This window comes from Flavobacterium sp. LMO8, from assembly GCF_009495755.1.
Lineage (GTDB): Bacteria > Bacteroidota > Bacteroidia > Flavobacteriales > Flavobacteriaceae > Flavobacterium.
Window position 1 is genome coordinate 96201 of record NZ_WIBJ01000027.1, and the last position, 20610, is coordinate 116810.

Here is a 20610-nt window from a genome sequence, read left to right on the forward strand (position 1 = left end):
TAATTAGTGATTAGTGAATAGTAATTAGTGAATAGCCATCTAATTACTATTCACTAATCACTAATTACTCTTAAGTAAGCATTCCCCCATCAACATTAATAACTTGTCCAGTTACATAAGCACTCATGTCAGAAGCTAAGAACACACACACATTTGCAATATCTTCAGGAGTTCCACCTCTTTTTAACGGAATAGATTCTCTCCAACCTTTAACCGTATCTTCGTTTAATTTTGCTGTCATTTCAGTTTCAATAAAACCTGGAGCAATAGCGTTAGAACGAATGTTTCTAGAACCTAATTCTAATGCGATAGATTTAGTAAAACCAATCATACCTGCTTTTGAAGCCGCATAATTAGCTTGGCCAGCATTACCTTTTACTCCTACTACACTACTCATATTAATGATAGAACCTTTACGGTTTTTCAGCATAATTTTCTGTACTGCTTTAGTCATGTTAAATACTGACTTTAAGTTGATTTCAATAACCGCATCAAAATCTTCCTCACTCATTCTCATTAACAAGTTGTCTTTTGTAACACCTGCATTATTAATTAAGATATCAATAGTACCAAAATCGGTAATAACATCATCAATTAATTTTTGAGCTTCGTTAAAATCAGCAGCGTTTGATTTATAACCTTTAGCTTTAACACCTAAAGCATTTAATTCGTTTTCTAAAGCTGTCGCTGATTCTACAGACGAACTGTATGTAAATGCAACATTAGCACCTTGCTGAGCAAAAACTTCAGCAATACCTTTACCAATACCTCTACTGGCACCTGTTATAATAGCAACTTTACCTTCTAATAGTTTCATAATAAATTTATATACGTTTGGTTTGTTTCAATTAAAGTTCAAATATAGGAATATTTTAATCTTTTAAAAAAAGTAAGTTTTAGATTAAACCTTTTTTATTAGTTTTGGTCTAAAGTACAATGCATAATTAATGACGCAAATAAAACGTAATTTTAATTCGGTTTACAACGAGTACCATCTTTTGGTATATAACGTTGCGCTTAATTATGCACAAAACATTGAAGATGCTGAAGAAATTTCGCAAGATGTCTTTTTAAAAGTAAACGAATCGTTATCTGATTTTAAAGAAAATTCCTCTATTAAAACATGGTTATACCGAATTACAATTAATCAATCTTTAGATTTTATTAAAAAGAAAAACAGTAAAAAGAGATTTTTTATCTTTGGGAAAAAGAGTCAGAATGAGTTTGAATTAACAAATGTTTCTAATTTTGAACATCCCGGAATACTCCTAGAACAACAAGAAGATGCAAAAGTTTTATTTTTAGTGATTAATACTTTGCCAGAAAATCAAAAAACAGCATTTATTCTTTCAAAAGTTGATGGATTGAGTAATCCTGAAGTTTCAGAAATTATGGAAATAAGTATCTCTGCAGTTGAATCTTTAATTTTTAGAGCAAAAAAAGAGTTAAAAGAAAAATTATCAAATAAATTTGAAGAATACCGCAAGAATAAATAAAAACTTTCGTCTAAAATAATAGAAGTAAAAACTCAATTACAATGGAAAAAGATAAATGGATTGAAAATGTATTGAATAGTACAGATGGAATTACTAAAGTAAGCCCAAACGATCAGTTATTTTCTAAAATTCAATCGAGAATAAACGATCAAAAGCCTGTTGAAACTTATGTTAAATGGTTAGTGGCTGCATCAGTTGTAGTGCTTATTTCTTTAAATACTACTTATTTAATTCAAAAAAGTAATACAAGCAAACAGAATAACAACAACATCAGCTCATTAGTTGATACTGTTAATAATCAATTATATTAAAAATAAGATGACAAAAAGTAAATTATTAACTTTTGCAGTTATAGCCTTGTTTCTTATAAACATTATAACGCTATCGTTTTTGTTTTTTAAAGGACCCAGACCAGATGGTAGGCCAAAACATAGCCCTAGTGAAATTGTAATTGATATACTAGATTTTGATGAACAACAAATTATAGAATATAAAAAGTTAATTGATAAACATAGTAGTCAAATTAATGACTTAGATCAAAAAATTAATGAAACTAAAAATAGATTATACTTAGAATTAGCGTCTAAAGAAAATGATTCTAAAAAAGACTCTATTTTAACTATTTTAAATAAATATACTTCAGAAGTAGAACAAGTTCATTTTGATCATTTTTTAGAAATAAAAAAACTTTGTAAACCTGAACAATTAGATAATTACAATAAATTAATATTAGATTTATCAAGCATTTTTGCTCCTCCTCTTATAAATCACAAAAATGATAAATAAGTTTATTAGTTTCTCATATAATACAATTTTAAATTAGATTTTATTATTTTAAAAGAGGTTTGTTTTTATACTGAAACGAACCTCTTTTTTATTCTAGTACAATTTTTTTCAAGCTATTTAATTGACTTTACGAACTTATTATCAATGTTTTATTGTGAATGAAAAACTAAAGTTACTTAAAATATTAATTTTCTGTACAAGAAATAAAAATTATCGTCGTCTAATATTATATAACTCAAAAACAATATAGTATGAAACAAATTGCTTTATTATTCGGTTTGTTTATTATCTCATTTAGTTCTTGTGCGCAAGAAAAAAGAGAAGAACGAAAAGTGCCAACAGTAGATGAATTGTTTACGCAAATGGATAGTAATAAGGATGCTAAATTATCCAAAAAAGAAGTAAAAGGTCCACTAAAAGACGACTTCTCTAAAATTGATACTAATAAAGACGGTTTCATAACTAAAGAAGAACTAAAAAAAGCGCCAAAACCAGAAAGAAAAGGGCCGCCTAAAAGGTAAATACTTTACTCTTTTGATATTTGAATAAAAAAAATGCTTTTGAGCAAGAGTTAAATTAAAATATCGTCTAGCTAATTGAATTGGCTGACATCAAAACACTTAATAATAAATGAAAACGAAATCAATTTTTTTTAACCTACTTTTTATAGGAACAGTTTTTGTTGGATGTAAATCTCAAAAAGAACTAAATACTAATCAAGACATAAAAGCTATAGATTTTACTAAAGCTTACACTATTAATAATTCAGATTTTGGAACAAAGACTTCTATGACTATTTCAAATGAAAAAAGAATTTTAAAAACCAATAGTTTACCTAATCATAAAACAGGTTCGTTTCCAAATGAAGGAAATCCAAATACAATCTCAGAACAAAAACTTACTTATACTTTTCCATTAAACCCTGTTCTAACTGGGCATGCTAAATGGGCAAGAGAATTTGGTGTTGCTGTAAATGGAATTAAATTTGAACCAGAAACCGCAGAACGTTTTGAATGTGAAACAGGAGAAACTTATAGGATAGAAGCAAAACAAGACGAATTCAATTTAGGTTTAGACTTTAATAATGCTCATGTGCAGCCAACTGGTGCTTATCATTATCATGGAATTCCTTTAGAGTTAATTGTTCAGCTAGATAATGGAGAAGATTTAATTTTAATAGGATATGCAAATGATGGGTTTCCAATTTATTATTCAAAATCAGAAAACTATAAACCAAGTTTTAGATTGTCTAAAAATCCAAGAACAGGTGAATTTTGCACCTATTCTAATCCTAAACAATCAACTACCAAAAATATAGAAAACACTGATCCAAATGGAATATTTGTTTCTGATTGGGAATATATAGAAGGTTCAGGAGATTTAGATGAATGTAACGGAACAATGTTAAATGGTAATTATGTTTATTTTGCAACAATGAGTTACCCTTATATTGGTAGATGTTTAAAAGGTGCGTTTTCAGAAAAAAGGCCAAATGGACCACCACCTGGAATGCGAAATAACAAAAATGATAAACCAAGAAAATAAAAAATATTTATTTACTCCAGAATTAAATTAAAATATCTTCAGGAAAAGATGTAAAAACACATAAAGTAATTATTAGCAAGTAGGTTTTAGTAGATTTTATTGCTATAGAGGTTTGTTTCAATTGAAACAAACCTCTTTTCTATTCTAATACAATTTATTTAAAACTACTTAATTTACTTTAACAACTGAATATCAGCTATTTAATTAAAATGTAAAGATAAAATTACTATAATATTAATTATTTAGCGCAAGAATTAAATTAAAGTTTCGTCTAAACTATATAAGACTTAAAATTATTAAAATGAAAAAAATTACACTATTCATGTTCTTTTGCTCTTGCTTATCGTTTGGGCAAACTTTTTATGATTTAAACACAATACAAACTATCGAAATTACTTTTGCTCAAAGCAACTGGGATGCTTTGCTAGATGCTGCAGAAGCTTCTGATGCTTATATTGAAGCACAGTCTGTTTCTATAAACGGTGTTGTTTATAATTCTGTTGGTGCAAAATATAAAGGAAATAGTTCATATAATGCTAGTCAAGTAAAAAATCCTTGGCATTTGGAATTAGATACCTACGTAGATCAAAACCATGAAGGCTACACAGATATTAAACTAAATAATGTAATATTTGATCCTACTTTTGTTAGGGAAACTTTAGGTTATAAAATTTTAGGAAACTATATGGATGTTCCATTGGCTAATTATGCTAAAGTATATGTAAATGGTACTTATATAGGTTTATATACAAATGTTGAATCTATTTCTAAAAAATTTGTTTATAATCGTTTTGGTTCAAAAACAAATGCGTTTTTTGATTGTAGTCCACCAGCAGGTGCAGGACCAACCACTACAAATTTACCTAATTTAGCCTATTTAGGAACTAGTAGTACAAGTTACGAAACTGCATATGATATGAAATCTGACACAGGTTGGGATGATTTAATTACCTTAACAAATGTATTATCTACAACCACTTCTACTAATACAGCAAATATTGAAGCCGTTTTAGATATTGATAGAACGATGTGGTTTTTGGCTTTTCATAATTTATTTGTTAATCTTGATAGTTATATAGGTCAATTTAAACAAAATTATTATTTATATAAATCTAATAATGGGCAGTTTAATCCAGTAATTTGGGATTTAAATATGAATTTTGGAGTTTTCGGAAGTACTGGCTCAAGTACTGGTGGACCAGGTGGTGGACCAGGTGGTGGAACTTTAACAACTACTCAAAAAAAACAATTATCACACACAACACACCTTACAGAAACTGCTTGGCCATTAGTAAATAAATTATTAGCTATACCAACATATAAAAAAAGATATTTAGCACATTATAAAACTATGTTAGCAGAAGTAGTTGCAACAAATGGTTCAGAATATTTTTTAACAGATGCACAAGCAATGCAAACTTTAATTAGTACTGCTGTTTCAACGGATGTAAATAAATTTAGTTATCAAACTACTTCAAACTTTACAAATAATCTTAACTCTACAGATGTTACAGTTACTATGAATACTGCACCTGGTATCAATGGATTAATGTCTGCAAGATATTCGTATTTGACAGCTTTATCAGATTTTACAGCTACACAACCTGGAATTTCTAATCTTACTTTATCAAATACAGCACCAGCAATTGGAACATCTGTAAACGTTACTGCAACTGTTTCTAATACAAATTATGTGTATTTAGGGTATAGAACAGAAAAAAATGAAATTTTTACAAAAGTTCAAATGTATGATGATGGTGCACATAATGATGGTGCTTCTGGAGATGGCGTTTATGGCGCAAGTATGCCTATAACAACTATTTCTACTCAATATTATTTTTATGCAGAAAACACTAATGTTGGAATATTTTCTCCAGCTAGAGCTGAACATGAGTTTTATACAGTTACAGGTACATACCCAACTATTACTCCTGGTGATTTAGTTATTAATGAGTTAATGGCTCAAAATACAAGTACGGTTACAGATCCACATGGAGATTATAGCGATTGGTTTGAGTTATATAATAATTCATCAACTACATTAAGTTTAGATTATTTATATGCTAGTGATGATACAACAAACCCTACAAAATGGCAATTTCCTTTAGGACTTACTATTGCACCAAACAGTTATTTAATTGTTTGGGCTGATCAAGATTTAACTCAAGATGGAATTCATGCTGACTTTAAATTTTCTGCGGCTGGAGAAAGTTGCGTACTTTCTTATTCTGATGGAACAGTTGTAGACACTGTAGATTTTGGAGCTCAAACTGCAAATATGGGTTATGCAAGAAATCCAAATGGAACTGGAAACTTTGTAATTCAAGCCCCTACTTTTAATGCTAATAATGAATCATTATCTATTTCAAGTGAAGTATTCAATCAATCATTAAAAACATACCCTAACCCTACTTCTGGAAATTTAACTATTGAAAACAGTCAATTTAATATTGAAAAAGTGGAAGTTTATAATTTACAAGGTCAACTTTTATATTCTAATAAATATGAAAATTCTAATTTATTGAATTTAGATTTTTCAGGTTACTCAAACGGAATGTACTTAGTAGTTATCAATTCAAATACTAACATAAAAATCATTAAACACTAATTAAAATGAAACATAAATTATTAATTATTATTGCAATTACATCTTTATTCTTTTCATGTTCTAAAGATGAAGGCTATGGCGGATTAGCTACAATTACCGGAAAAGTATACGGAAAAGATTATAACTCAAACGGAGTATTAGTTAGTGAAAATTACCTAGGTGGAGCAAAAGTTTATATTGGTGTTCATGGAAGCTCAACTCCATTTGATGATATAGATACTTCATATGATGGAACTTTTAGATTTGAATATTTACAAAAAGGAACTTATGATATTTGGGTTTTTGGTGATTGTGATTCTTGTAGTTGGGATCAAACCTATGTTTTGCAAACTGTAGAAATTTCTTCAAAAAATTCTTCTGTTACAATGGAAGATTTAATAATTACATTTTAATAAAAGATGTTTAAAAATTTTAAAAGCAATTTAAATTCAATTAGTCCAGTTTCTTTAAGAGAACTAGATTCTGTTTCATTACTTAACAGAGTTGATAGTAAGTATACTTTAACAGAAGAAGGTTTAAATAATATTCTTCCCTGTTTAGTAGACAACTATAACGTGCTTGAAATAGACGGAATGAGAGTTTTTACCTATGAAAATAATTATTTTGACACCCCAAATCTATTATTTTTTAGAGATCATCATAATGGATATGCTAAAAGAATTAAAGTAAGGAGCAGAAGATATGTAGAGTCTAATCTTTGTTTTTTTGAAATTAAGAAAAAAGAGAAAGTATCTAGAACAAACAAATTTAGAGAGCGTTTGCCTAATATTATTTCTGAAATTAATGCAGATAGAAAAGAAGTAATTCAAAGCTTCATTCGTAAAGAGATATCTGATATTAAGTTAATTTTAAAAAACAATTTTAGTAGAATTACATTAGTTAATAAAAACTTTACAGAACGTGTTACAATCGATTTAAACCTACATTTTCAAGATGGTGATCATGAAATTAAATTAGATAATGTAGCTATTGTAGAAGTTAAACAATCTAAAACATCTATTGCATCTCCAATAACTACTTACTTTAAAGAGAATACAATTAGACAACAAAGTATAAGTAAGTATATATATGGTGTAGTGTCCTTAATGCCCGAAATTAAAAAAAATAATTTTTTACCCATAATCAAAAGAATAAATAATTTAACCTAATGGAAAACGAAGAACTAGTAACATCAGCATTTAGTATAAGTGATTTTTCTAATAGAGCTTTAGTAGACTTTATTGCAATTATTATATTAGTAGGATTCATTTATTATCCAAAACATAAAAACAAAGACTTCATTTTTAACTTCGTTTTATTCAACGTTGTTAATTTCATGATTTGTAGTTTGCTTGGAGCAGTAAAAATTAAAATTGGGTTTGCTTTTGGTCTATTTGCAATGTTTTCAATTATAAGATATAGAACTATTGCAATTTCAATTAAAGATATGGGTTACTTCTTTGGCTGTGTAGCACTTGGAATGATCAATTCGTTAGCTTCTGTTGAAGATGGTTTTACTCTATTAATTATATGTAACGCTGTAATTCTATTATTAACATTCTTACTTGAACGTTTAGATTTTCTTAAAAACGAAAATTCAAAATTAATTGTTTATGATAATGTAGAGTTAATAAAACCAGACAATAAGCTATTATTATTAGATGATTTAAAATTTAGAACTGGTTTAAATATTCATAAAGTAGAAGTGCTTACAATAGATTATTTAAAAGATGTTGCTCAAATTAAAGCTTATTATTTTTCTAAAGAAAGTTTAAATTTAGTACCAAATTCAACTGATAATGATGATTAATAAGAAAATTATTGGCTTTTTTTTAATTTTCTTTACTTCTATAATTTATAGTCAAAGTTATACTGACACGCAAGGAAGGTTTATTTCTTCGGTAGATTATAAAATTACTAAAAAATTAAAAATTTCAGGTGAATATAGATATTCATTACAGAATGATTTTGCAGAGTTTAGATCAAGTGCAGGAGAAATTGGTTTAAAATACGATTTTACAAAACGATTAAATGTTTTAGGCGGTTATAGATTCACAACTTCTTTTGAAGAAGACAACCATCGTTTTTTTGTTGGAATTAAATACAATAAAAAATGGAACGACTTTAAAGCGGCTATAACATCAAAATATCAATTTTCTACTAATAGTTTTGATTCGGACTTTATGCAGTATTATAAAGAACCCGTTCATATGCTTAGAGAAGAAATAAGTTTAGATTATGATATTCCAAATACGAAAGCTTCAGTATTTATTGCTTCTGAAATATTTTTGAAAATGGACAGTCAGCCTTATTTAAAATGGAATAGAATGCGTTATTCTATTGGTGGAGAATACAGATTGAAGTATGGTACTACAGTAGGGCTTTCAGGTTTTTATGACGATAAAGTGAATCCGCAAAAAAATGATAGAATTGTACTTGTTACAAAACTAAATGTTTCTATTGATGGTTTTCTTAAAAAGTTAAAAAAGAATAAGAAGAAAGCGTTGAAAAAGGAAAATGAGCAAAATGAAGAAATTGAAGAATAAAAAAAAGCGAAACATTTGTTTCGCTTTTTTTTATCTGATAGTTTAAGATTAACCTAAAACTTCTTTAACTTTCTTTCCTATTTCAGCTGGAGAATCAACGACATGAATTCCGTTTTCTCTCATGATGCGTTTTTTAGCTTCAGCTGTATCATCAGCACCACCAACAATTGCACCTGCATGTCCCATTGTTCTTCCTTTTGGAGCTGTTTCACCTGCGATAAATCCAACAACTGGTTTGCGGTTACCGTCAGCTTTCACCCATTTAGCAGCATCTGCTTCTAATTGACCTCCAATTTCACCAATCATGATGATGATTTCAGTTTCTGGATCGTTCATTAATAATTCTACTGCTTCTTTAGTCGTTGTTCCAATGATTGGGTCACCACCAATTCCGATAGCTGTAGTAATTCCTAAGCCTTGTTTTACTACTTGGTCAGCAGCTTCGTAAGTTAAAGTACCTGATTTAGACACGATACCAACTGTTCCTTTTTTGAAAACGAAACCTGGCATAATACCAACTTTAGCTTCTTCTGGGGTAATTACACCTGGACAGTTAGGACCAACTAATCTACAATCTCTTCCTTTAATATAATCATACGCTTTAATCATGTCCGCAACTGGAATACCTTCTGTAATACAAATGATTACTTTGATTCCAGCTTCAGCAGCTTCCATAATTGCATCAGCAGCAAATGCTGGTGGAACAAAAATAATTGAAGTATCAGCTCCAGCTTTTTCAACAGCATCTTTAACTGTGTTAAAAACCGGTCTGTCTAAATGAGTTGAACCACCTTTTCCTGGAGTAACACCACCTACAACATTTGTTCCGTACTCGATCATTTGAGAAGCGTGGAAAGTTCCTTCGCTACCTGTAAATCCTTGTACAATTATTTTTGAATTTTTATTTACTAAAACGCTCATGATATATGAATTAAATTGTGTTTAAATTTGTGATGCAAAAGTAAGTTTTTTACCAAATAATCACGTAATTTTTATGGTATTTTTTTAATTAGGTTTGCTAATTAGATATCCATCAATGATTTTTCCTTCTTGAAATGTCCAAATTGCCACAACTTTAGCAATTAACATAATTTCTTTAGGATTTTCAATTGTAGTAACTTTATGGTTATACTTAACAACTATTTGATTGTTTTCTTCTATAAGGTGAGAAATCTCAAAATAAGACATATCATAGTTCGTTTTTAAAACCTCACTTAGATTTAAAATAAAATTTTTATTTAAAATAGAATTTCCAGAAGAACTATCCCATTCTAACTTAAAATCATCATTAATTAAAGATTCTAAAAAAAATTTATCTCTAATTCCGTCTTCTTTATACAAAAATTCAATTTTCTCTCTATTTGTCATTTTGTTTTAATTTTTCAATGATTTCTGGAATACGTTTAACATTTGCTAGTTGCTTTAATTTTTCACGAGATTCTTCAATTGGTGTACCAAAGTAAGTTTTTCCACCTTCAATTGATTTCGTAACTCCTGTTTGACCCATTACTACGGCTTTTGTTCCAATAGTAATACCACTTGTAGTACCAACTTGACCCCAAAGCGTTACTTCGTCTTCAATAACAACACAACCAGCAATTCCTGTTTGTGAAGCAATCAAACATTTTTTTCCAATCACAGTATCGTGTCCCACATGTACTTGATTGTCAATTTTAGTTCCAGCTCCGATAGTCGTATCGCCAGTAACTCCTTTGTCAATCGTACATAGTGCACCGATTCCAACATTATCTTCAATTACTACTCGCCCACCTGATAACAATTGGTCAAAACCTTCTGGACGTTTTTTATAGTAAAAAGCATCAGCTCCTAAAATGGTTCCTGCGTGAATCATTACGTTATCACCAATAACGGTGTTATCGTAAATCGTAACATTAGCATGAATTAAGCAATTTTTACCAATTTGAACGTTATGTCCAATGTAACAATTTGGCTGAATAACTGTTCCTTCTCCAATTTTAGCTGAATCAGAAATTGCAGCATTCGAAGCTTGAAATGGTCTGAAATGTTTGGTAAGTTTATTAAAATCTCTAAAAGGATCATCTGAAATCAACAACGCTTTTCCTTCTGGACATTCCACTTCTTTGTTGATTAAAACAATAGTGGCTGCTGATTGAAGTGCTTTGTCATAATATTTTGGATGATCTACGAATACAATATCACCAGGTTCCACAACATGAATTTCATTCATACCGTAAACTGGAAAATCGGCATCACCCACAAAATTACAATTGATAATTTGGGCAATATCTTTTAGAAGATAAACTTTTGGAAATTTCATTTAATAGTGATTTGTGTTAAGCTACAGTTTACAGTCGCAGTTTTTCAGTTTTTATTGGAATCTTCCAACTGAGGCTGTAAACTGAAAACTATTCTTTAACTCTTTCCATGTAGTTTCCTGTTGCTGTATCAATTTTGATTTTATCACCTTCATTGATAAACAACGGAACATTTACAGTAGCTCCTGTTTCAACAGTTGCTGGTTTTGTAGCATTTGTAGCTGTATTTCCTTTTACACCTGGTTCTGCATAGGTAACTTCTAAAACGATAGAAGCTGGCATATCAACTGATAAAGGCGCTTCAGTTTCAGCATTAATCTGAATCATTACATTTGTTCCTTCTTTTAATAAATCTGGAGCATCTAATACTTTTTTGTCTAAGGTAATTTGTTCAAATGATTCGTTGTTCATGAAGTGAAATTGATCTCCTTCAGCATATAAATATTGGAATGTATGTGTTTCAACACGTACTTCATCAATTTTGTGTCCAGCAGAAAATGTGTTATCTAATACTTTTCCGTTTGTTAACGATTTTAATTTTGTTCTCACGAAAGCTGGTCCTTTACCTGGTTTTACATGAAGAAATTCGATAATTTTATAAATATCGTTATTGTATTTGATACATAATCCGTTTCTAATATCTGATGTACTTGCCATTTTGTTTTTATTTGATGTTTATTGATTTATTCTTTTTCTTAATTTAATTACATTGAACTGGTATAACCTTTCATGATTCCACGAGAAGAATTTCTGATGAAGTCTAAAATTTCATCTCTTTCTGTCGTAGCTTCCATTTCAGCTTCAATGATGCTTACAGCTTGAGAAGTGTTATAGTTTTTTTGATATAAAATTCTGTAGATATCTTGAATTTCTCTGATTTTATCTGTTGAAAATCCTCTTCTTCTTAATCCTACTGAGTTGATTCCTACATACGATAGAGGCTCTTTTGCTGCTTTTGTAAAAGGTGGAACATCTTTTCTTACCAATGAACCGCCAGAAATCATAGCATGATCTCCAATTGAAATAAATTGATGCACTGCGGCTAAACCTCCAATAATGGCAAAATTACCCACTGTTACATGACCAGCTAATGCCACACCATTAACAATAATGGCATTATCACCAATATGACAATCGTGTGCAATATGTGCTGTTGCCATAATTAAACAATTTTTTCCGATAACAGTCTGTCCAGAAGCAATTGTACCTCTATTAATAGTTACACATTCTCTAATAGTAGTATTATCTCCAATAACCGCTAAAGAATCTTCACCACCAAATTTTAAATCCTGTGGAACAGCAGAAATTACTGCGCCAGGAAAAATATTACAATTTTTACCAATGCGAGCGCCTTCCATAATGGTAACATTTGAACCAATCCAAGTTCCTTCACCTATTTCAACATTGTTATGAATGGTAGTAAAAGGATCTATTACTACGTTTCTTGCTATTTTAGCACCTGGGTGCACATAAGCTAATGGTTGATTCATATTTATTTAGTTATAAGTAATTAATAAATAGTGATTAGTTTTAAATAATTTAACTAATACTAACATTCTAATTACTTCTGTTTTTACTATTTTACTTTAACAATTTGTGCCATTAATTCGGCTTCTGAAACTAATTTTCCGTTTGCATATGCATAGGCCTGCATGTGACAAATTCCTCTTCTAATTGGTGAAATTAAATCACATTTAAAGAATAAGGTATCACCTGGTAACACTTTATTTTTGAACTTAACATTGTCAATTTTCATGAAATACGTTAAGTAATTTTCTGGATCTGGAACAGTGCTTAAAATTAAAATACCACCTGTTTGAGCCATAGCTTCAATTTGTAAAACTCCGGGCATTACAGGTGCCCCAGGAAAATGTCCAACAAAGAAATCTTCATTCATTGTAACATTTTTTAAACCTACCACATGAGTGTCTGATAATTCTAAAATTTTATCAACTAATAAAAATGGTGGACGGTGTGGTAATAAATTCATTATTCCATGAATATCTAGTACTGGCTCCTTATTAATATCATATTGTGGCACGTTATTACGCTCTTCCAACTTAATAATTTTAGCCATTTTCTTTGCAAATTGTGTATTAACAAAATGTCCTGGTTTATTTGCTATTACTTTTCCTTGAATTCGTGTTCCTATTAAAGATAAATCTCCTACAACATCCAGCAACTTGTGTCGAGCTGCTTCATTAGGAAAATGCAAAGTAAGGTTATCTAAAATTCCGTTAGGTTTTACAGAAATAGTTTCTTTATTGAATGCTTTCTTTAAATTTTCCATTGTTTCTGTAGAAATTTCTTTATCTACATAAACAATAGCATTATTTAAATCGCCTCCTTTAATTAATCCATTGTTTAACAACGCTTCTAATTCATGTAAGAAACTAAAAGTTCTACAATCAGCTATTTCAGATTTAAAATCTTTAATACCTTTCATATTGGCATTTTGAGTACCTAATACTTTCGTGCCAAAATCAACCATAGCTGTTACACAATATTCATCTGAAGGAATAACCGTTATTTCGCTACCGGTAGCTTCATCAAGATAAGAAATAACTTCTTTAACTACATATATTTTTCTAGCGGTTTCTTGTTCAAGTATTCCTGTTTTTTCAATAGCTTCTACAAAATATTTTGAAGAACCATCCATAATTGGTAATTCTGAAGCATTTAATTCTATAATAACATTATCCAAATCACAACCTACAAGCGCTGCTAAAACATGCTCTGGTGTTTGAATCATTACTCCTAATTTTTCTAAATTAGTTCCTCGTTGCGTATTTACAACATAATTTGCATCAGCTTCAATGATAGGTTGACCTTCTAAATCTACACGTACAAATGTAAATCCGTTGTTTACAGGAGCTGGTTTAAATGTCATTATTACTTCTTGACCTGTATGAAGCCCTACTCCTTTTAAAGAAATTTCGTTTGCGATGGTTTTTTGTTTAACCATGATTATAAATTATTTTTTGAATTATTGTTTTTTTAAATTTTCAAAATCAGCTACAATCTTTGGAAGATTTTTAAAATGAACAAATGACTTAGCAAAATCACCATAGTTAAAAGCAGGACTTCCTTGAACAACTTCTCCATCACCTAGACTTTTACCAATTCCAGATTGTGCTTGAATTTTAACACCATTACCAATGGTAATATGTCCAACTATTCCTACTTGACCACCTATTAGACAATTATTACCAATTTTTGTTGAACCAGCAATTCCTGTTTGGGCAGCAACAACAGTGTTTTCTCCTATTTCAACATTATGTGCAACTTGAATTTGATTATCTAATTTTACTCCTTTTTTAATAATTGTTGACCCCAAAGTTGCTCTATCAATGGTTGAACATGAACCTATTTCAACATTATCTTCAATAATAACATTACCAATTTGAGGTACTTTTACAAACGTTCCATCTTCTTGAGGTGCAAAACCAAATCCGTCAGAACCAATAATTGTTCCTGAATGAATGATACAATTATTTCCAATTTCTGTTTCAGAATAAATTCTAACGCCAGCAAAAAAGACACAATCGTCGCCAATAGTTACATTATCTCCAATAAAACTATTAGGATAAATTTTCACATTTTTCCCGATAACTACATTTTTACCTACATAACAAAAACTTCCTAAATATAAATCAGGACCATAGGTTACACCTTCTGAAATTACAGAGGGTTGTTCTATTCCAGATTTCATCAATTTGACTTGATTATAATATTCTAACAACTTCGAAAATGATTTATAAGCATCTTCAACTTTAATTAAAGTAGTTGTTATTTCTTGTTCAGGCTCAAAAGTATTGTTAACAATTGTTACGGTTGCTTGAGTCGAATAAATGTAATTGATATATTTTGGATTGGCCAAAAACGTCAAAGACCCTTCTGTTCCTTCTTCTATTTTAGACAATTTAAAAACTTCTGCATCTGGATTACCAACTACTTCACCTTCTAAAATACCTGCTATTTGCGCTGCTGTAAACTTCATTTTAAAATTTTATTACTATCCATACTAGATAGATTTTGGGGATATAAAAATACTCATTTTCATTTAATACAACGTATTGATTCCACTTCATCTTGGCAAAAATATGAAATTAAATTAAAAAGTTAAGATTCTAAGACCACTTTTGGAAAACATATGAAATATTTTGTTACTGGTTTCGATAATGCTTTTAAATGCAATTGATCTGAAGCTTCTACTACATCTTCAATTGTTTTATCTTTTTTCAAAATGCGAATTGGCTCACTTGATTTGCTATACGCTTGATTTTTCAACTTGCCTTTGAATACAAAATAATCCGCTTCTTTATCGGAAATTTTTGCAAGAGAAATATATTTATTTTTAATGTCTAACAGATTATCTTTGTTTGGTTTATCATCGGTCATTTGAATCTTTAGTAAATCACGATTTAATATCATTCTACATAAAGATTGCAACACAAAATCATCATGAAATTGCCAAGCTTTAATCGCACCTAAAACATCATAATCATCCAAATACGAAAACTTATCTAAGACACTTTTGTCAAAATCAGTCAAAGAAATTTTGTTTTGCAAGAAAAACTGTAACGATTCACTACAAGGTAAAACATTTCCTTTTTGAGTTAATTCTTTAGCACGTTTTAGAATTTTAGTCAAGATTAATTCCGCAACAACGCTCGTTTTGTGTAAATAGGCTTGCCAATACATCAATCTTCGGGCAACCAAAAACTTTTCTACTGAGTAAATTCCTTTTTCTTCGATAACTAAATAATCATCTTGCACGTTCATCATTTGGATTAAACGTTCGCTGTTGATATTTCCTTCTGCTACTCCACTGTAAAAGCTATCGCGTTTTAGATAATCCATTCGATCCATATCCAACTGACTTGAAATCAACTGTAACATGAATTTCCTATGATATTCCCCTTTAAAAACTTGAATAGCTAAAGCTAATTTTCCTTCAAATTCTTTATTCAATTGCTCCATGAACAACAACGATAATTCTTCGTGATGCACTTCTTCCACAATACTGTGTTCCATAGCGTGACTGTATGGACCGTGACCAATATCATGCAACAAAATAGCAATATACAACGCATTTTCTTCTTCTTCCGAAATTGCAACACCTTTAAATTGCAAGGTTTGAACCGCTTTTTGCATAATATGCATACAACCCAACGCATGATGAAAACGCGTATGATGCGCTCCAGGATAAACCAAATAAGACATTCCCATTTGGGAAATTCTTCGCAAACGTTGAAAATAAGGATGCTGAATTAAATCGTAAATTAAAGAATTAGGAATGGTAATAAAACCATAAATTGGATCGTTGAATATTTTGAGTTTGTTGGTTTGGCTCACAAGTATAAATTTTGAGTAACAAATGTAGCGATTTTTTACAAAAAGAATTGTTTAAAACTAATGGGAAATTTTATACTAAATTTAATACAATGGTCGTTTAATAAATACTAACTTGCACACAAATTAAGAAGAAATGAGCCAGATAAAAATCCTTTGGGTTGATGATGAAATTGATTTATTAAAACCACATATCCTTTTTTTAGAGAAGAAGAATTACAACGTAACCACTTGCAATAACGGACAAGATGCCATTGATTTGTTCGAAGAAAATAATTTTGATGTGGTATTTTTAGATGAAAACATGCCAGGTTTAAGTGGTTTAGAAACCTTATCTGAATTAAAAGAAAAGAAATCTTCGGTTCCGGTGATTATGATTACCAAAAGTGAAGAGGAATATATTATGGAAGAAGCCATCGGTTCTAAAATTGCCGATTATTTGATAAAACCTGTAAATCCGAATCAGATTTTATTGAGTTTGAAGAAGAATTTAGACCATTCGCGATTGATTTCGGAAAAAACAACTTTAGATTATCAAAAAGAATTCCGAAAAATTGCGATGGATATGGCGATGGTTCGTACCTATGAAGATTGGGTTGAATTGTATAAAAAACTATTATTTTGGGAGTTAGAGTTGGAAAATATTGAAGACCAAAGTATGGTGGAAATTTTGGAAAGTCAAAAAGCTGAAGCTAACATGCAATTTGGAAAATTCATCGAACGTAATTACGAAGATTGGTTCCAACCAAAAGCAGATAAACCAATACTTTCTCATGAAATTTTTGGTGAACTAGTTTCTCCAGAAATCCGTAAAAAAGATAAACCAATTTTATTCGTTGTTATTGATAACTTACGTTACGACCAATGGAAAGCGTTTGAAAGTGTTGTAAACAATCACTACAAATTAGAAAAAGAAGTGAGCTACTTCTCTATTCTACCAACGGCAACGCAATATGCTCGAAATGCAATATTTTCTGGATTGACACCATTGGATATGGAAAAGAAATTTCCACAATATTGGAAAAACGACCCTGATGAAGGTGGAAAAAATCTATACGAAGGCGAATTTTTAACGGAACAATTAAAACGTTTGGGATTAAACATCAAGCAAGAATATTATAAAATCACCAATTTTGCTTCGGGAAAAAAATTAGCTGATAATTTCAAATCACTGAAAAACAATGATTTGACAACAATTGTTTACAATTTCGTAGACATGTTATCGCACGCTAAAACCGAAATGGATGTAGTGAAAGAATTAGCTTCTAATGATAAGGCTTATCGTTCCTTAACGGCAAGTTGGTTTAAGAATTCTCCGCTTTTGGATATGATTCAACAAGCACAACAACTTGGTTTTAAACTAATTATAACAACTGACCACGGAACTATCAATTGTAAAAATCCGTCGAAAGTAATTGGCGATAAAAACACGAGTTTGAATCTTCGCTACAAAACCGGAAGAAGCTTAACCTACGAAGATAAAGACGTTTATGCTGTGAAAGATCCGAAAAAAATTGGATTGCCTGCACTAAACATGAGTAGCTCTTTTATTTTTGCGAAAAACGATTTATTTTTGGCATACGTTAATAACTACAATCATTATGTGAGTTATTACCGAAATACCTATCAACACGGAGGAATTTCATTAGAAGAAATGGTAATTCCGTTTTTAGTTTTAGAGCCGCGTTAGGAGTGTTTAGTTATAAGTGTTCAGTAAAGTTATAAATAAGTATGACGATAATTTTTTCATTAGACGAAATCACAAACGTTGCCAAGCAAATATTAGCCACGCCTTCCTTAAAAAAAGTCATTACGTTTCATGCTCAAATGGGTGCTGGAAAAACTACTTTAATTAAAGAATTGGTGAAAGAATTAGGTGTAAAAGATAATTCGAGTAGTCCAACCTTTTCTTTGGTAAATGAATACCGAACGTTTGAAGGCGAAATCGTATATCATTTCGATTTGTATCGATTAAATTCAGAAGAAGAAGGTTATGATATGGGATTAGACGAATATTTCTATTCTGACAATTGGTGCTTCATTGAATGGCCAGAAAAAACACCTAATTTAATTCCAATAGATCACGCCAGTATTTCAATAAAAGTAATGACAGACGGAAAAAGAGAATTAATATTAAAGAATTAAAATCTATTTTCTTTTTTCTTTATTCTATTTTCTCAAGTTTAAAATTATTCCTAAATTGGTACCACAAAATCAAAAGTAATGTCGATATACACTCCTTTTTCTGCTTCACAATTACTTCCACAAGAAGAAAAACTTGAAGTAGCGCGTCATAAAAGCGAATTATTCATAGGAATTCCAAAAGAAACCTCCTATCAAGAAAGAAGAATTTGCTTAACGCCTGATGCAGTTTCTTCATTAGTTTCGCATGGTCATCGTGTAATGTTAGAATCAGGAGCTGGAGAAACTTCAAGTTATGCCGACAAAGAATACAGCGACGCAGGTGCCGAGATTACGCAAGATACTAAAAAAGTTTTGGGTTGCCCCATGATTTTAAAAGTAGAACCACCTACTCTAGCCGAACTAGAAATGATGAATCCTCAAACAATTGTGATTTCTGCAATTCAATTAAAAACTCAGAAAAAAGAATATTTTGAAGCTTTAGCAGTCAAAAAAATTACAGCTTTAGCATTTGAATTCATAAAAGACGAAGATGGTTCGTATCCAGCAGTAAAATCTTTATCTGAAATTGCGGGAACTGCTTCAGTTTTAATTGCTTCGGAATTAATGATTGGCGAAAACATTGGAAAAGGATTATTATTTGGAAATATTACAGGTGTTCCGCCTACAAAAGTGGTTATCATTGGCGCTGGAACTGTAGCGGAATATGCCGCACGAACAGCTTTAGGATTAGGCGCTCATGTAAAAGTTTTTGATAATTCGATTACCAAATTACGTCGTTTACAAAACACCTTAAATCAAAGAATTTTTACTTCTACCATTCAGGAAAAATCACTTTTAAAGGCTCTTCGTCGCTGTGATGTGGCTATTGGGGCAATGAAAGGAAAAAATAGAGCTCCAGTTGTTGTAACTGAAACGATGGTAGAACACATGAAAAAGGGTGCTGTTATAGTGGATGTAAGTATTGATACGGGAGGTTGTTTCGAAACCTCTGAAGTAACCACCCATGAAAAACCTACATTTATTAAAAACGGAGTTATTCATTATTGTGTACCCAATATCCCTTCGCGCTATTCAAAAACAGCATCTTTATCTATCAGCAACATAATATCTCCGTTTTTATTACATATTGCTGAAGATGGAGGAATTGAATCTGCTATACGTTGTAATAGAGGTTTAAAAAATGGTATATATAGTTATCACGGGCTACTTACTAATAAAGCTATTGCTGATTGGTTTAATTTAGAGTATCGCGACATCAATTTGATTGTTTTTTAAAATTAAAACTAGGGAGTATGTATATAATTTAAACTAAATTTGCACAAATTATTTTTTTATGAAGTTTCAGTTTCGTTTAGCGTATTATTTATTTGGATTATTTTTAGGAGGCGTTTTTGTTATGTGGTTTTTAAAAGCAAAAGCCGATGACAAAGGGGTAGAATTTTGTTATTTACCAAATTGTCGTGTATTAAAAGATTTACGCAGCAAATCATTAGAAATTGATTCTCTAGCCCAAAAATCTTTAGATGCGAAATGGGTCAACTTAGAAGATATTCGTAATAGTTTACGTTATGGCGATGTTGATTTTGGAAAAAGTAACGAACCATATAAAAAAGGTAAAATATATATTATTGAAGGTAAAACTTCTAAAAATGAAGAAATTACCATTACAATGGTCAATTACACAAATAAAGTCCTATTAGAAAAGATTGAAAAAAAGTAATTTTTATTTAAAATTACTTGGAGATATAAATATTACTTGTATATTTGCACTCGCAATACGGAAGTAAAGCAATTTATTGGGGCGATTAGCTCAGCTGGTTCAGAGCACCTCGTTTACACCGAGGGGGTCGGGG

At 30.4% G+C, this 20610-nt stretch carries 23 protein-coding genes; 14 read left to right on the top strand and 9 right to left on the bottom strand.

What is annotated here, in order from left to right; translation table 11 throughout:
- Positions 1–70: 70 nt before the first annotated feature.
- Complete coding sequence (gene fabG, locus GFJ94_RS04020; protein ID WP_153200304.1) at positions 71–817, bottom strand: 3-oxoacyl-[acyl-carrier-protein] reductase; 747 nt, start codon at positions 815–817, stop codon at positions 71–73.
- Between the two features lie 130 nt (positions 818–947).
- On the opposite strand from fabG, the gene GFJ94_RS04025 reads away from it, so the two are divergent.
- The 10 genes from GFJ94_RS04025 (at position 948) to GFJ94_RS04070 (ending at position 8960) form a co-directional block, all read left to right on the top strand.
- A complete protein-coding gene (locus GFJ94_RS04025; RefSeq protein ID WP_153200305.1) occupies positions 948–1496 on the top strand; it encodes an RNA polymerase sigma factor in 549 nt (182 codons plus the stop codon).
- Positions 1497–1537: 41 nt separating this feature from the next.
- Positions 1538–1807, top strand: a complete 270-nt coding sequence (locus tag GFJ94_RS04030; RefSeq protein ID WP_153200306.1) for a hypothetical protein — start codon at positions 1538–1540, stop codon at positions 1805–1807.
- Positions 1808–1814: 7 nt separating this feature from the next.
- On the top strand, positions 1815–2282 hold the full coding sequence (locus tag GFJ94_RS04035; RefSeq protein ID WP_153200307.1) for a periplasmic heavy metal sensor: 468 nt from the start codon (positions 1815–1817) through the stop codon (positions 2280–2282).
- Positions 2283–2533: 251 nt separating this feature from the next.
- Entirely contained in the window at positions 2534–2803 is a 270-nt protein-coding gene (locus GFJ94_RS04040) for an EF-hand domain-containing protein (protein ID WP_153200308.1), read from the top strand.
- A gap of 109 nt (positions 2804–2912) precedes the next feature.
- Positions 2913–3827 carry a YHYH protein gene (locus tag GFJ94_RS04045; protein WP_153200309.1) on the top strand — a complete coding sequence of 305 codons (915 nt, stop codon included), beginning with the start codon at positions 2913–2915 and terminating at the stop codon, positions 3825–3827.
- Positions 3828–4128: 301 nt separating this feature from the next.
- Entirely contained in the window at positions 4129–6435 is a 2307-nt protein-coding gene (locus tag GFJ94_RS04050) for a CotH kinase family protein (RefSeq protein WP_153200310.1), read from the top strand.
- A 5-nt stretch (positions 6436–6440) separates the two neighbouring features.
- Positions 6441–6827, top strand: a complete 387-nt coding sequence (locus GFJ94_RS04055) for a hypothetical protein (protein WP_153200311.1) — start codon at positions 6441–6443, stop codon at positions 6825–6827.
- Positions 6828–6833: 6 nt separating this feature from the next.
- Positions 6834–7583 carry a polyphosphate polymerase domain-containing protein gene (locus tag GFJ94_RS04060; protein ID WP_153200312.1) on the top strand — a complete coding sequence of 250 codons (750 nt, stop codon included), beginning with the start codon at positions 6834–6836 and terminating at the stop codon, positions 7581–7583.
- Complete coding sequence (locus tag GFJ94_RS04065; protein WP_153200313.1) at positions 7583–8224, top strand: DUF4956 domain-containing protein; 642 nt, start codon at positions 7583–7585, stop codon at positions 8222–8224. Before GFJ94_RS04060 ends, GFJ94_RS04065 begins: the two co-directional genes overlap by 1 nt.
- Complete coding sequence (locus GFJ94_RS04070; RefSeq protein WP_153200314.1) at positions 8214–8960, top strand: DUF2490 domain-containing protein; 747 nt, start codon at positions 8214–8216, stop codon at positions 8958–8960. Before GFJ94_RS04065 ends, GFJ94_RS04070 begins: the two co-directional genes overlap by 11 nt.
- 48 nt (positions 8961–9008) lie before the next feature.
- Here the strand turns inward: GFJ94_RS04070 and sucD are convergent, their stop codons facing one another.
- The 8 genes from sucD to GFJ94_RS04110 form a co-directional block, all read right to left on the bottom strand.
- Positions 9009–9881, bottom strand: a complete 873-nt coding sequence (gene sucD / locus GFJ94_RS04075) for a succinate--CoA ligase subunit alpha (RefSeq protein ID WP_153200315.1) — start codon at positions 9879–9881, stop codon at positions 9009–9011.
- A gap of 84 nt (positions 9882–9965) precedes the next feature.
- Positions 9966–10328 carry a nuclear transport factor 2 family protein gene (locus GFJ94_RS04080; RefSeq protein WP_153200316.1) on the bottom strand — a complete coding sequence of 121 codons (363 nt, stop codon included), beginning with the start codon at positions 10326–10328 and terminating at the stop codon, positions 9966–9968.
- The gene (locus tag GFJ94_RS04085) at positions 10318–11259 is read right to left on the bottom strand and encodes a UDP-3-O-(3-hydroxymyristoyl)glucosamine N-acyltransferase (RefSeq protein WP_153200317.1); all 942 of its coding nucleotides are present in this window, start codon (positions 11257–11259) and stop codon (positions 10318–10320) included. The genes GFJ94_RS04080 and GFJ94_RS04085 overlap by 11 nt, the downstream gene beginning before the upstream one ends.
- Positions 11260–11347: 88 nt before the next feature.
- On the bottom strand, positions 11348–11914 hold the full coding sequence (efp, locus tag GFJ94_RS04090) for an elongation factor P (RefSeq protein WP_026725820.1): 567 nt from the start codon (positions 11912–11914) through the stop codon (positions 11348–11350).
- 47 nt (positions 11915–11961) lie between these two features.
- The gene (gene lpxA / locus GFJ94_RS04095) at positions 11962–12747 is read right to left on the bottom strand and encodes an acyl-ACP--UDP-N-acetylglucosamine O-acyltransferase (RefSeq protein WP_153200318.1); all 786 of its coding nucleotides are present in this window, start codon (positions 12745–12747) and stop codon (positions 11962–11964) included.
- Positions 12748–12833: 86 nt separating this feature from the next.
- A complete protein-coding gene (locus tag GFJ94_RS04100) occupies positions 12834–14222 on the bottom strand; it encodes a bifunctional UDP-3-O-[3-hydroxymyristoyl] N-acetylglucosamine deacetylase/3-hydroxyacyl-ACP dehydratase (protein ID WP_153200319.1) in 1389 nt (462 codons plus the stop codon).
- Between the two features lie 21 nt (positions 14223–14243).
- Positions 14244–15257, bottom strand: a complete 1014-nt coding sequence (gene lpxD, locus GFJ94_RS04105) for a UDP-3-O-(3-hydroxymyristoyl)glucosamine N-acyltransferase (RefSeq protein WP_153200320.1) — start codon at positions 15255–15257, stop codon at positions 14244–14246.
- Between the two features lie 122 nt (positions 15258–15379).
- Positions 15380–16615: an HD domain-containing protein gene (locus GFJ94_RS04110; protein WP_162523786.1), complete on the bottom strand. Its 1236-nt coding sequence runs from the start codon at positions 16613–16615 to the stop codon at positions 15380–15382.
- A gap of 133 nt (positions 16616–16748) precedes the next feature.
- On the opposite strand from GFJ94_RS04110, the gene GFJ94_RS04115 reads away from it, so the two are divergent.
- The 4 genes from GFJ94_RS04115 (at position 16749) to GFJ94_RS04130 (ending at position 20477) form a co-directional block, all read left to right on the top strand.
- Positions 16749–18302, top strand: a complete 1554-nt coding sequence (locus GFJ94_RS04115) for a bifunctional response regulator/alkaline phosphatase family protein (RefSeq protein WP_153200321.1) — start codon at positions 16749–16751, stop codon at positions 18300–18302.
- A 41-nt stretch (positions 18303–18343) separates the two neighbouring features.
- Complete coding sequence (gene tsaE / locus GFJ94_RS04120; protein WP_153200322.1) at positions 18344–18757, top strand: tRNA (adenosine(37)-N6)-threonylcarbamoyltransferase complex ATPase subunit type 1 TsaE; 414 nt, start codon at positions 18344–18346, stop codon at positions 18755–18757.
- Positions 18758–18835: 78 nt separating this feature from the next.
- Positions 18836–20032: an alanine dehydrogenase gene (locus GFJ94_RS04125; protein WP_153200323.1), complete on the top strand. Its 1197-nt coding sequence runs from the start codon at positions 18836–18838 to the stop codon at positions 20030–20032.
- A 58-nt stretch (positions 20033–20090) separates the two neighbouring features.
- Positions 20091–20477 (top strand): DUF4258 domain-containing protein, encoded by a 387-nt coding sequence (locus GFJ94_RS04130; protein WP_153200324.1) that lies wholly within the window; start codon positions 20091–20093, stop codon positions 20475–20477.
- Positions 20478–20610 lie beyond the last annotated feature (133 nt).

What these genes read in the sequence shown, in the direction of transcription:
- fabG (WP_153200304.1), bottom strand. Translation starts at nt 817, where the DNA reads ATGAAACTATTAGAAGGTAAAGTTGCTATTATAACAGGTGCCAGTAGA.
- GFJ94_RS04025 (WP_153200305.1), top strand. Translation starts at nt 948, where the DNA reads ATGACGCAAATAAAACGTAATTTTAATTCGGTTTACAACGAGTACCAT.
- GFJ94_RS04030 (WP_153200306.1), top strand. Translation starts at nt 1,538, where the DNA reads ATGGAAAAAGATAAATGGATTGAAAATGTATTGAATAGTACAGATGGA.
- GFJ94_RS04035 (WP_153200307.1), top strand. Translation starts at nt 1,815, where the DNA reads ATGACAAAAAGTAAATTATTAACTTTTGCAGTTATAGCCTTGTTTCTT.
- GFJ94_RS04040 (WP_153200308.1), top strand. Translation starts at nt 2,534, where the DNA reads ATGAAACAAATTGCTTTATTATTCGGTTTGTTTATTATCTCATTTAGT.
- GFJ94_RS04045 (WP_153200309.1), top strand. Translation starts at nt 2,913, where the DNA reads ATGAAAACGAAATCAATTTTTTTTAACCTACTTTTTATAGGAACAGTT.
- GFJ94_RS04050 (WP_153200310.1), top strand. Translation starts at nt 4,129, where the DNA reads ATGAAAAAAATTACACTATTCATGTTCTTTTGCTCTTGCTTATCGTTT.
- GFJ94_RS04055 (WP_153200311.1), top strand. Translation starts at nt 6,441, where the DNA reads ATGAAACATAAATTATTAATTATTATTGCAATTACATCTTTATTCTTT.
- GFJ94_RS04060 (WP_153200312.1), top strand. Translation starts at nt 6,834, where the DNA reads ATGTTTAAAAATTTTAAAAGCAATTTAAATTCAATTAGTCCAGTTTCT.
- GFJ94_RS04065 (WP_153200313.1), top strand. Translation starts at nt 7,583, where the DNA reads ATGGAAAACGAAGAACTAGTAACATCAGCATTTAGTATAAGTGATTTT.
- GFJ94_RS04070 (WP_153200314.1), top strand. Translation starts at nt 8,214, where the DNA reads ATGATGATTAATAAGAAAATTATTGGCTTTTTTTTAATTTTCTTTACT.
- sucD (WP_153200315.1), bottom strand. Translation starts at nt 9,881, where the DNA reads ATGAGCGTTTTAGTAAATAAAAATTCAAAAATAATTGTACAAGGATTT.
- GFJ94_RS04080 (WP_153200316.1), bottom strand. Translation starts at nt 10,328, where the DNA reads ATGACAAATAGAGAGAAAATTGAATTTTTGTATAAAGAAGACGGAATT.
- GFJ94_RS04085 (WP_153200317.1), bottom strand. Translation starts at nt 11,259, where the DNA reads ATGAAATTTCCAAAAGTTTATCTTCTAAAAGATATTGCCCAAATTATC.
- efp (WP_026725820.1), bottom strand. Translation starts at nt 11,914, where the DNA reads ATGGCAAGTACATCAGATATTAGAAACGGATTATGTATCAAATACAAT.
- lpxA (WP_153200318.1), bottom strand. Translation starts at nt 12,747, where the DNA reads ATGAATCAACCATTAGCTTATGTGCACCCAGGTGCTAAAATAGCAAGA.
- GFJ94_RS04100 (WP_153200319.1), bottom strand. Translation starts at nt 14,222, where the DNA reads ATGGTTAAACAAAAAACCATCGCAAACGAAATTTCTTTAAAAGGAGTA.
- lpxD (WP_153200320.1), bottom strand. Translation starts at nt 15,257, where the DNA reads ATGAAGTTTACAGCAGCGCAAATAGCAGGTATTTTAGAAGGTGAAGTA.
- GFJ94_RS04115 (WP_153200321.1), top strand. Translation starts at nt 16,749, where the DNA reads ATGAGCCAGATAAAAATCCTTTGGGTTGATGATGAAATTGATTTATTA.
- tsaE (WP_153200322.1), top strand. Translation starts at nt 18,344, where the DNA reads ATGACGATAATTTTTTCATTAGACGAAATCACAAACGTTGCCAAGCAA.
- GFJ94_RS04125 (WP_153200323.1), top strand. Translation starts at nt 18,836, where the DNA reads ATGTCGATATACACTCCTTTTTCTGCTTCACAATTACTTCCACAAGAA.
- GFJ94_RS04130 (WP_153200324.1), top strand. Translation starts at nt 20,091, where the DNA reads ATGAAGTTTCAGTTTCGTTTAGCGTATTATTTATTTGGATTATTTTTA.